Origin of the sequence: Enterobacter mori LMG 25706 (assembly GCF_000211415.1) — a bacterium.
Lineage (GTDB): Bacteria > Pseudomonadota > Gammaproteobacteria > Enterobacterales > Enterobacteriaceae > Enterobacter > Enterobacter mori.
This window is the reverse complement of the sequence record NZ_GL890779.1, coordinates 49,228-60,327: the sequence shown is the minus strand read 5'-3', so window position 1 is coordinate 60,327 and position 11,100 is coordinate 49,228. Positions and strand designations below refer to the sequence as shown.

At 57.5% G+C, this 11,100-nt stretch carries 11 protein-coding genes; 6 read left to right on the top strand and 5 right to left on the bottom strand.

What is annotated here, in order from left to right:
- The 4 genes from ENTMO_RS26695 to ENTMO_RS0117675 all read left to right on the top strand — a co-directional run.
- On the top strand, positions 1–188 hold a 188-nt coding region (locus tag ENTMO_RS26695; RefSeq protein WP_237702336.1), incomplete at its 5' end, for a family 1 glycosylhydrolase.
- A 226-nt stretch (positions 189–414) separates the two neighbouring features.
- On the top strand, positions 415–1,041 hold the full coding sequence (upp, locus tag ENTMO_RS0117685; RefSeq protein ID WP_010433852.1) for a uracil phosphoribosyltransferase: 627 nt from the start codon (positions 415–417) through the stop codon (positions 1,039–1,041).
- Positions 1,042–1,124: 83 nt separating this feature from the next.
- On the top strand, positions 1,125–2,414 hold the full coding sequence (uraA, locus tag ENTMO_RS0117680; protein ID WP_010433850.1) for a uracil permease: 1,290 nt from the start codon (positions 1,125–1,127) through the stop codon (positions 2,412–2,414).
- A gap of 94 nt (positions 2,415–2,508) precedes the next feature.
- A complete protein-coding gene (locus ENTMO_RS0117675; RefSeq protein ID WP_237702339.1) occupies positions 2,509–3,210 on the top strand; it encodes a DnaA inactivator Hda in 702 nt (233 codons plus the stop codon).
- A 95-nt stretch (positions 3,211–3,305) separates the two neighbouring features.
- On the opposite strand, the gene ENTMO_RS0117670 is transcribed toward ENTMO_RS0117675, so the two are convergent.
- The 3 genes from ENTMO_RS0117670 to celB are packed head-to-tail and all read right to left on the bottom strand — an operon-like array spanning position 3,306 to position 7,006.
- The gene (locus ENTMO_RS0117670) at positions 3,306–4,727 is read right to left on the bottom strand and encodes a leucyl aminopeptidase family protein (protein ID WP_010433848.1); all 1,422 of its coding nucleotides are present in this window, start codon (positions 4,725–4,727) and stop codon (positions 3,306–3,308) included.
- A complete protein-coding gene (locus tag ENTMO_RS0117665) occupies positions 4,727–5,683 on the bottom strand; it encodes a N(4)-(beta-N-acetylglucosaminyl)-L-asparaginase (RefSeq protein ID WP_010433847.1) in 957 nt (318 codons plus the stop codon). The genes ENTMO_RS0117670 and ENTMO_RS0117665 overlap by 1 nt, the downstream gene beginning before the upstream one ends.
- Positions 5,684–5,686: 3 nt before the next feature.
- The gene (gene celB, locus ENTMO_RS0117660) at positions 5,687–7,006 is read right to left on the bottom strand and encodes a PTS cellobiose transporter subunit IIC (RefSeq protein ID WP_010433846.1); all 1,320 of its coding nucleotides are present in this window, start codon (positions 7,004–7,006) and stop codon (positions 5,687–5,689) included.
- A gap of 147 nt (positions 7,007–7,153) precedes the next feature.
- Here celB and ENTMO_RS0117655 point away from each other — a divergent pair, with 147 nt between their 5' ends.
- Positions 7,154–7,978, top strand: a complete 825-nt coding sequence (locus ENTMO_RS0117655) for a hypothetical protein (RefSeq protein WP_010433845.1) — start codon at positions 7,154–7,156, stop codon at positions 7,976–7,978.
- Here the strand turns inward: ENTMO_RS0117655 and arsC are convergent.
- A complete protein-coding gene (arsC, locus tag ENTMO_RS0117650) occupies positions 7,975–8,331 on the bottom strand; it encodes an arsenate reductase (glutaredoxin) (protein WP_010433843.1) in 357 nt (118 codons plus the stop codon). The genes ENTMO_RS0117655 and arsC overlap by 4 nt on opposite strands.
- Positions 8,332–8,346: 15 nt before the next feature.
- The gene (gene bepA, locus ENTMO_RS0117645) at positions 8,347–9,810 is read right to left on the bottom strand and encodes a beta-barrel assembly-enhancing protease (protein WP_010433840.1); all 1,464 of its coding nucleotides are present in this window, start codon (positions 9,808–9,810) and stop codon (positions 8,347–8,349) included.
- Positions 9,811–10,031: 221 nt separating this feature from the next.
- Between bepA and ENTMO_RS0117640 the strand changes: the two genes are divergently transcribed.
- Positions 10,032–11,096 (top strand): AI-2E family transporter, encoded by a 1,065-nt coding sequence (locus ENTMO_RS0117640; RefSeq protein ID WP_010433838.1) that lies wholly within the window; start codon positions 10,032–10,034, stop codon positions 11,094–11,096.
- The last annotated feature ends 4 nt before the right edge of the window (positions 11,097–11,100 follow it).

Below are 11,100 nucleotides of genomic sequence, written 5' to 3'. Positions count from 1 at the left end.
TGCTGATGGGCTACACCCCGTGGGGCTGTATCGACCTGGTGTCTGCCGGAACGGGCGAAATGAAAAAACGCTACGGCTTTATCTTTGTCGATAAAGATAACGAAGGGAACGGCACGCTGAACCGCAGTAAGAAAAAGTCGTTCGACTGGTATAAGCAGGTGATTGCGAGTAACGGCGAGCAGCTATAATTGCCCGGTGGCGCTGCGTTTACCGGGCCTACGGGACGTGTAGGCCGGGTAAGCGTTAGCGCCACCCGGCAGAACCCCGCACCCAAGCCGGAGTTTCGCCTCCGGTTTTTTTGTCTCTAAATCACTTTGCTTGATATACGTCAAGCAAGATGGGTATGGCGCAATCCGAAAAAAGCGGTATAATCGCGCGATTTTTTTGCGGATGCCACCTCAGAGGAGAAAGAGAATGAAGATTGTGGAAGTGAAACACCCACTCGTTAAACACAAGTTGGGCCTGATGCGTGAGCATGACATCAGCACGAAGCGTTTTCGCGAACTGGCTTCTGAAGTGGGCAGCCTGCTGACCTACGAAGCGACCTCCGATCTGGAAACGGAAAAAGTGACCATCGAAGGCTGGAACGGCCCAGTACAGGTTGAGCAGATCAAAGGTAAAAAAATTACCGTGGTGCCAATCCTGCGTGCCGGTCTCGGCATGATGGAAGGCGTGCTGGAGCACGTGCCAAGCGCGCGTATCAGCGTGGTGGGGATCTACCGTAACGAAGAAACCCTTGAGCCGGTTCCTTACTTCCAGAAGCTGGTGTCTAACATTGACGAGCGTATGGCGCTGGTGGTTGACCCAATGCTGGCAACCGGCGGTTCTATGATCGCCACCATCGACCTGCTGAAAAATGCGGGCTGTAACAGCATTAAGGTGCTGGTGCTGGTCGCGGCGCCGGAAGGGATCGCGGCGCTGGAGAAAGCGCACCCGGACGTTGAGCTGTATACCGCCTCTGTCGATCAGGGGCTGAACGAGCACGGGTACATCATCCCGGGCCTCGGCGATGCCGGCGATAAGATCTTTGGTACGAAATAATCGAATAACGATAAATAAGCCGACTTTGATAGTCGGCTTTTTTTTGAATAAAACACCAACAATACTACACAGAGGAAAACACTATGACGCGCCGTGCTATCGGGGTGAGTGAAAGACCGCCGCTTTTACAGACTATCCCGCTTAGTTTGCAGCACCTGTTTGCCATGTTTGGCGCAACCGTGCTGGTGCCAATCCTGTTCCACATTAACCCGGCTACCGTTCTGCTGTTCAACGGCGTTGGGACGCTGCTGTACCTCTTTATCTGTAAAGGCAAAATCCCGGCGTATCTGGGGTCGAGCTTTGCCTTTATTTCGCCGGTGCTATTGTTGCTGCCGCTGGGTTATGAGGTCGCGCTCGGCGGCTTTATCATGTGTGGCGTGCTCTTCTGCCTGGTCTCCTTCATCGTGAAGAAAGCGGGTACCGGCTGGCTGGACGTGATGTTCCCGCCTGCGGCGATGGGTGCAATCGTTGCCGTCATCGGCCTGGAGCTGGCGGGCGTTGCGGCGAACATGGCCGGTCTGCTGCCTGCTGACGGCCAGTCACCGGATTCCAAAACCATTATCATCTCGCTGGTGACGCTGGGCGTGACGGTGTTTGGCTCCGTGCTGTTCCGCGGTTTCATGGCGATTATCCCGATCCTGATCGGCGTGCTGGCGGGCTATGCGCTCTCCTTCGCAATGGGCGTAGTGGATACGACCCCGATTGCTCAGGCGCACTGGTTCGCGCTGCCAACCTTCTACACTCCGCGCTTTGAGTGGTTCGCTATCTTCACCATTCTGCCAGCCGCGCTGGTGGTGATTGCGGAGCACGTCGGCCACCTGGTGGTGACGGCGAACATCGTTAAGCGCGATTTAATCCGCGATCCGGGCCTGCACCGCTCCATGTTTGCGAACGGCTTCTCGACCATTATCTCCGGTTTCTTCGGCTCCACGCCAAACACCACCTACGGTGAGAACATTGGCGTGATGGCGATTACCCGCGTCTACAGTACCTGGGTTATCGGCGGGGCGGCAATCATCGCCATTCTGCTCTCCTGCGTGGGCAAGCTGGCGGCAGCGATTCAGATCATTCCGGTGCCGGTGATGGGCGGCGTTTCTCTGCTGCTGTACGGGGTGATCGGTGCTTCCGGTATTCGCGTGCTGATTGAATCCAAAGTGGATTACAGCAAGGCGCAGAACCTGATCCTGACCTCCGTTATCCTGATCATCGGCGTGAGCGGTGCGAAGGTGCACAGCGGTGCGGCCGAGCTGAAGGGCATGGCGCTCGCGACCATTGTGGGTGTAGGCCTGAGCCTGATCTTTAAGCTGATTTCCGTTCTGCGTCCTGAAGAAGAAATTCTGGATGCGGACGACAGCGAAAAAGCACCCCATTGATCGAAAAGTCGGGCGAGGGATCGCCCGGTTCTCTCCTCGCGGGTTCCGTGTTAAACTCCGTTCCGATTTTATGTAAGATCTGGTTGAGGTACTTCTGAACGGACCGGCACGGCTCTCTGTGCCACTTTATCTCCCTGACGACGAAACGTTCGCGAGTTTCTGGCCGGGTGATAACCCCTCTTTACTGGCTGCACTGCAAAACGTGCTGCGCCAGGATCACAGCGGATACATCTATATCTGGTCACGCGAAGGCGCGGGGCGCAGCCACCTGCTGCATGCCGCCTGCGCGGAGCTTTCAGCGCGCGGTGACGCGGTAGGTTATGTGCCGCTGGATAAACGTACCTGGTTCGTACCTGAGGTGCTTGAGGGAATGGAACACCTCTCGCTGGTCTGCATCGATAATATCGAATGCGTGGCGGGTGATGAGCCGTGGGAAATGGCGATCTTTAACCTCTATAACCGCATTCTGGAATCGGGTAAAACCCGGCGGCTGATCACCGGCGATCGTCCACCGCGTCAGCTGAATCTGGGGCTGCCGGACCTGGCCTCTCGTCTGGACTGGGGGCAAATCTATAAGCTCCAGCCGCTGTCGGATGAAGATAAGCTTCAGGCGCTTCAGCTGCGCGCTAAGCAGCGAGGATTTGAGCTGCCGGAAGATGTGGGCCGCTTCCTGCTTAAACGGCTTGATCGCGAAATGCGCACGCTGTTTGACACGCTCGATCAGCTCGATCGCGCCTCTATTACCGCCCAGCGCAAGCTGACCATTCCGTTTGTGAAAGATATTCTCAAGCTTTGAGGTTGTTCGCCCGGTGGCGCTGCGCTTACCGGGCCTACGAAAACCCGCCACGATGTGTAGGCCGGGTAAGGCGCAGCCGCCACCCGGCAAAACATTCAGGCACTATCCTCCAATAAATGCTCCATCAGCAGCGGAATCGGCCTCCCCGACGCCACGCTCCGTCCGTTTTCTCGCCACAGCGCCGTACCGCTGATGTCCAGATGGGCCCACGGAATGGTCGGCGGGCAGAAGTGATGCAGCAGCCACGCCGCCGAGGCGCTGATCGCCGCATTGTTGGTCGGCGTGTTGCACAGATCGGCAATGGCACTGTCGGTCTGTTTTTTCAGCCGGGCGTCCAGCGGCAGGGACCACACTTCGTCGCCACTCCACTTACCCGCCAGCGTCAGCGCCGCGCGCAGCGGTTCATCCTGCGTCATTAATCCGCTCAATTCATAGCCCAGCGCTTTGACGACTGCGCCGGTTAAGGTCGCCATATCAATAATATAGTGCGCCTGCGGATGGCGATGGCTGGCCCAGGCGATGGCGTCCGCCAGCACCAGTCGGCCTTCGGCATCGGTGTTGTTGATTTCCGCCGTGGTGCCGTTACAGGCCGTTGCCACCGTGCCGGGCTGCATGGCGTCCGGCCCGACGGCATTTTCCGCCAGCGCCAGCACGCCCATGATGCGTACGGGCAGCGCCAGCTCGGCAACGGTCAGCATCAGCCCCAGCACGTTGGCCGCACCGCACATGTCGTATTTCATGGTGTACATGCCCGCGCCGTCCTTTAGCCACAGGCCGCCGGTATCAAAGGTAATGCCTTTGCCGACATAGCAACGCACCGGGCCGTCAGAAACGCCGTCATAATGAATCGCCAGCAGGCGCGGCGGACAGGTCGCCCCTTTGCCGACGGCGTGCAGCAGCCCCAGACCTTGCTCAACGATTTGCTTTTCATCCAGCGCGTCACACCGCAGGGCAGGGAAGGCGGCACACAGTTTTTGCGCCTCTTCCACCACAAACTGCGGCGTGCAGCGATCCGATGGCGTATCGGCCAGACGTCGCGCCGCGACCATACCGTGGGCGATGGCCTGCTGCCGGCGAAAAATAACCGCCAGTCGGTCCTGCTGTTCGGGTAAGCAGAGTGCGGTGATATGTTCAAGGCGGACCTTGTCACTGGTTTTCTTCAACTGCAAATCACTCAGCCTGTGCGCCTGGTTAAACAGAAAACGCAGCACCTGCGCAAGCACCACATCGTCGATATTAGTCACGTCCAGTATCAGCTCGGGGCTGACGGGCGAGGCCAGCAGCGGGCGCAGCGCCGTCAGTAAACCTTCGGTCAGGCTGTCCTGCCAGAGCGCATCCGGTAGCAGGGTGATTCGGGCAAACGGGGCACAGCCAAAGCGGGTATCTGCGATGCTGTCTGACTCGCGCATTTCTGTGACAAGTGCATTTTGCGGCAGAAGGTGACTGCCCGCGCGGGCAATCAAGTGGCTCTGCGGCTTTGCGTCAGAAAGCGCGGTGATAAACTGATACGTAAACATCATGACTCCTCAATCGGCGCGCGGATCCGCGCGGCGTAGGCATGCATCCACTCCTCGTCCACGGCGTGAAAGGGCGTCTTTTCCCGCAGGCGCTCGGTACGATAAACGGTGAGAGGCTGGCGGGCCGTCGCGACCACGAACGAGAAGGTTTTGATGTTGGTTGCCGCGCCGAACTCGCCCCTGTTATTCATGCATACCACGGAGAGATCGCCCACGCGGCCGAAGCGCGACATCAGCTTGTCCTCCAGTTCGAACACCACGGAATCTGCCGCCTGCTGCGGCGTCATACCTTGCGCCATCCTGCGGACGATTTCGTAGCTGGTGCAGCCTTTCATCAGATCTTCACCGACGCCCGTGGCGGTGGCGGCGCCGGTTTCGCTGTCGCAGTAAAAGCCGGAGCCAATAATGGGCGAATCACCAATGCGGCCGCGCTTTTTCATAAACAGGCCGCTTGTGGAGGTGGCGACGCTCATCGAGCCCTGCTTATCGAGGCCGATAATGCCGACGGTGTCATGGCCGTCGTAGGGGCTTAAGCCTTTATCCAGCGTCTCGCGGCAGCGTTTGCGGTAGTGCTGCATGGCGCGGTCAGTGAGCATGGTTTTATCGGCAAAGCCCTGGCTCAGCGCCCATTCCCGCGCGCCCTGGCCGACCAGCAGGCTGTTGTAGCGCTGGCGGCTGAGCGCGTGCGCCACGCGCACCGGGTTAGCGATATCCACCAGATTGCCCACGGCGCCAAAGGCCAGCGTGTCGCCGTCCATATAGGCGGCGTCCAGCTCCACCTCGCCGTTTTCGGTGGGTAGTCCGCCATAGCCGACGGATTTATAAAACGGAAAGTCCTCGACGGTGGCGACGGCATCCACCACCGCCGGAGCGACAGGTTTGCCCGCAGCCAGCGCAGATGCAGACTCCGTGACGCCTTCAAGCGCCATTCGCCAGGTTGCGATAATTCCCCACATGCTTTACTCCTGTTTTGCAAGGGTGGTGTCGGTTTGCGTAACGCTGGCCATTTCCGCCGCGCGGTACTGTTTATCCAGGATACGCATGAAAGGCAGGTACAGCATGGCGCCAATCAGCAGGTTGAGAAGCTGCATGACGCTGCCGCTCAGGTGCCCGGTGACGATAAAGCCGCTGATCACCGGCGGCAGCGTCCAGGGAATAAACACCCCGGTGGTGACGGCGACGGCACCCATTTTCATCGCCGCATACTGAACGGTAACCAGCACCAGCGGCACCAGGTTGAACGGGATAAGCATGATCGGGTTCATGATCACCGGCAGGCCAAACAGAATCGGTTCGTTGATGTTGAACACCGACGCGCCCGCGCCGAGGCGCGCCACTTCGCGCATGTTTTTACTGCGGGCGAAAATCAGCATCGCAATCACCAGCGACAGCGTGGCCCCCGCACCGCCCATCCAGATCATGTCAAAAAACTGTTCGGTGATAATGTGCGGTGGCGTTGTGCCTGCCTGAATCGCCGCGATGTTGTCGGTCTGGTTCTCCATCCACAGCGGACGAATAATGCCGTTAATCATTGAGCCGGAGTTAATGCCTACGGACCACAGAATGGTGATGCTGAATACCGTCATCAGCGCGCCAAAGTATGAGGTGCCATAGTGGCGCACCGGCGTGGCAACCACGTCGTAAATAAACTGGTGGATGGTGCTGTAGTGGGTGTTTTCAAAGACGATGCGGATACCCAGCACCAGAATCATCACCAGCAGAGCCGGGATCAGCGCGGCGAACGACTCCTGCACCGCCGGAGGTACGCCGTCCGGCATGTTGATCACCAGTTTTTTGCGCTTCAGCCAGCAGAACAGCTCCGTCCACAGCAGGGAACCAATCATCGCCACGAACAGCCCTTTGCTGCCAATCCACTCCACCGGAATGACGGTAATACCGCCGTTTTCCGCCACCTTAATAAACGGTGTGAGGATCAGAAAGGCGACCAGCGAAAGAATGCCGCAGGAGATGCGGTCTTCCCCGTAGTGTTCCGCCAGGCGGAACGCCACCAGGAAGCTGATGAACAGCGACATGGTGGAGAACACCGCGTTGAACGGGATTTCAATAATGGCGCTCCAGCTCTCACCAAAGGCCTGAGACATAAACTGCTGATAGGTTTGATTCGGGAAAGAGGAGATCACCAGCAGAATAGAGCCGACGATGATAAACGGCATGAATGACACGTAGGCGCCGCGAATGGCCCCGAGATGACGCTGCTGTGCCGTTTTGGCTGCCAGCGGCATCAGTTTTGCTTCAAGAAATCCCAGAACATTGTTCATTGTGAACTCCGTACAAGATTGAGTGGCGTTGTTTATGTTATGTCTGTGGATTATCAGTGAAGCACGGCGAGCGAAAGGTGAAATCGGTCACAAAGCGTTCGCTGGTGTTATATAAATCTCATATGATTGGTTAATGGAATTATCGAGATGGAAATTAAACTGCACGCTAATGCCACCACCACGCCGCGCATCCGTCGCTATCTTCAGCAGTCAGACAAAAGCGACAGAGAGCTGGCCGTTGAGCTTGGGATCTCGGTCACGACTGTCAGGCGCTGGCGTAACCGCGAGCAGGTTTCGGATAACCAGACGACACCGAAAGTGATACACAAAGCGATGAGACAAGAGCAGGTCGCACTGGTGAATGCCCTGCGTGACGTCTCGGGCGCGCCGTTAGATGAACTGCTGCAGATGGTCAACGGCGTGCTGGGGATCCCCGTTTCCCGGGCGACATTGAATCGCTATCTCAAACCGGCCTCTGCGAAACAAAAAGGGGCGCCGTTGCAGGGGAAAAAGGCGCTGAAGGCAGGCATTATGCCGCACGCGCTGACGCTGCATCATCTGCCTTTGTCGCTTCACATGGACGATGGCGGGGAGCAACACCTGCTCTGGGCGCGTGAACCGGTGAGCGGCTGGTGCTATGCCCGGCTTTATGCGGGACTCTCGCTTCAGCTCTTTAACACCTGGACGCAGGCGCTGCTTGACGCCTGCCCGGCTGATATACAATCTATTGAGACTTTTGGCTTTGAGGTGACGCTAACGGTGCAGAACGTAGCTGTGAAAACGCATCCACATGAACACAATGCGCTTCAGGTGGCGGTGCCGTTACGCGATATTATTCCACGCGTGAATGATGAACCCGCAGGCGCGGTGCTGATCGCGCTGTGCGAGTTTTACAACCGGGGAAAAACGCAGAAAAAGCTGGGGGAAAGTACGCCGCAGGCCTTTCTGGAAGCGCTGCGGCATAAGGGCTAGAGGATCTCGAGCACGTCTTCCGGCGGGCGTCCAATGCGCGCCTTGCCGTTCGCCACCACAATCGGGCGTTCAATCAGCTTTGGATTCTCAACCATTGCCTGCACCAGCTGGTCCTCTGACAAACGTGAGTCGTCCAGATTGAGCGACTTATACAGATCTTCTTTCTGGCGCATCAGCTCTCTGGCGCTGCCCATTCCCAGCATGCGCAGCAGCTGACGAAGGGTTTGTGCATCCGGCGGCGTTTCGAGATACAGCACCACCTCTGGTTCAACACCGTTAGATTTCAACAGGCTGAGAGTATCCCGGCTCTTGGAGCAGCGAGGGTTATGGTAGATTTTTACCGCGTCTGTCATGTTTTTTCTTCCTTATTACATCTTTTCGTACGGCTTGAAGCGCTGCTGCAGAGCGCGCAGCTGATCGATGCGCGCATCGTAGCGGGCCTGCTGCAGGCTGCCGAGTTTGACCTGCGAGCTGGCGCTGCTCAGCATGGAAATGGCTTGATCGAGACGACCGACCAGCGCAAAGCCTTCGGCACGTGCCGCCAGCTCCTGATCGCGGTTACCGAGCTGGGCTTCAACCTGCGCGAGCAGATCCCAACCGTTTTGATCGTCTTTATTGTTAAAGGTGTAGCGGTTCAGAATGGTCGCCGCTTCGGCAGGCTGACCGCCCTGTAAGTAAGCATTCGCCAGGTTAAGCTGCAGCACCGGGTTGGTGCGAACGTCTTTTGCCCCTTTCAGGCGGTTGATGGCGTCTGTGGCTTTTTTCTGTCCCAGATCGATATCGGTTGAGAGGTCGAGATACCACGGGTTGTTTGGCTCGGCGGCCAGCAGCGGCTGCAACGCTTTACGCGCCTCGTCATATTTACTGGCCTCCATCGCCTGCAGCGCCTGACCATATTGAGCCGCGTTTTTCTCCCGCACATTGCCTTTGGAGAGCGCGTCCAGCAGATCGCTGGTGAGCTGGTTACGCCCGGAATTGTACATCCCCAGGGTTCTCACCTTTGCCATGTAGAAATCTTGAGAGGACTGCACGACAACCGGACGCATCTGGTTAGCTCGGTTACGGGCGTCCGACAGTCGGCTTTCAGGTAACGGGTGCGTCAGCAGGATTTCCGGTGGGCGTGAGGAGTAACGCGCCTGATCGAGCAGTTTTTCGAGGAAGCTCGGCATGGCCTGCGGGTCAAAGCCTGAACGCTGCAGCACCTGAATCCCGATGCGGTCCGCTTCCTGTTCGTTTTGCTGGGTAAAACTGATCATCCCCTGGCGGGTGCCCGCCAGCGTCCCGGTCAGTGCCGCCATCCCGGCCTGCGGGCTGGCCATCGCCAGCAGAATAGAGCCCAGCGCACCAACCCAGGTCAGCGGGGCGTTACGTTTCTGGTCTTCCATCGCACGCGCCAGATGACGCTGGGTAACGTGCGAAATTTCGTGCGCCATGACGGATGCCAGCTGGCTTTCGTTATCGGAATAGCGGAACAACGCCGAATGCAGCACCACGTTGCCGCCAAAAAAGGCGAAGGCGTTGATTTCGTCGTTATTAATTAAATAGAAGTGGAAAGGGGTTTTTACCGAGTCGGCGTGCGCGACCAGCCGCATGCCCAGACCATTGATGTACTGCACCAACAGCGGGTCATTGATCAGCGGCGCGCTGCCGCGCAGCTGGCGAACGTAGTAATCACCCATCTGCATCTCCTGACCGATGGAGAGCGTGCTTCCTGCTGTGGTACCCATGTCCGGCAACGAGTCGGCCGAATCAGCGAAGGCGGGTGCAGCCTGACCGACAGTCAGTGCGGCGATAAGTGTCGCAACCAGTGTTTTTCTCAACTGCCTGAACATAACCACTGTCCTGTATTTTGGATGTGTCAATTTGACCGATGAACCGGCATATCGTTCATCTCCACTGACCTGCGAGTGTAGCCGTGTTGCGACATGAAGAAAATCCCATTCATCAGGCTTTTGCGAATCGTTACAGTGATACAAAAAGCGAAAGTCTTTTTTGTGACAGTTAGATACAATTCAGCTTCTCACTCCCGCCATTCGATTCAGGGAAGGGTTGTATGCTCGAAATGTTAATGCAGTGGTATCGGCGTCGGTTTAGCGACCCGGAAGCCATTGCTTTGCTGGTTATTCTGGTTGCCGGGTTCGGTATTCTATTCTTCTTTAGCGGCCTGCTTGCGCCGCTGCTGGTGGCGATTGTGCTGGCGTATTTGCTGGAGTGGCCAACGGCGCGTCTGGAAAATATCGGCTGTTCCCGCCGCTGGGCGACCAGCATCGTGCTGGTACTGTTTGTCGGCATATTGTTACTGATGGCATTTGTGGTCATGCCGGTTGCCTGGCAGCAGGGGATCTACCTGATCCGTGATATGCCCGGCATGTTGAATAAGCTCTCTGATTTCGCCGCCACGCTGCCGCGTCGTTATCCCGCGCTGATGGATGCCGGGATTATTGACGCGATGGCCGAAAACATGCGCGCCCGCATCATGACGATGGGCGACTCGGTGGTGAAATACTCTCTGGCCTCGCTGGTCGGCCTGCTGACGCTGGCGGTTTACCTTGTGCTCGTGCCGTTAATGGTCTTCTTCCTGGTAAAAGATAAAGAACAGATGCTGAACGCCGTCAGGCGCATACTGCCGCGTAACCGTGGTCTGGCAGGGCAGGTCTGGCAGGAGATGAATCAGCAAATCACCAACTACATTCGCGGCAAGGTGCTGGAGATGATTGTGGTGGGTGTCGCGACCTGGATTGGCTTCCTGATTTTCGGCCTGAACTACTCGCTGCTGCTGGCGGTGCTGGTGGGGCTGTCGGTGCTGATCCCGTATATCGGTGCCTTCGTGGTGACCATCCCGGTGGTGGGCGTCGCGCTGTTCCAGTTTGGTCTGGGTACGGAGTTCTGGAGCTGCTTCGCGGTGTACCTGATTATTCAGGGACTGGACGGTAACCTGCTGGTGCCGGTGCTGTTCTCGGAAGCGGTAAACCTGCATCCACTGGTGATTATTCTGTCAGTGGTGATTTTCGGCGGGCTGTGGGGATTCTGGGGCGTGTTCTTTGCCATTCCGCTGGCGACGCTGATTAAAGCCGTGGTCCACGCGTGGCCGGATGTGCCGGCGGTGGAAGAGAAGTAGTTTT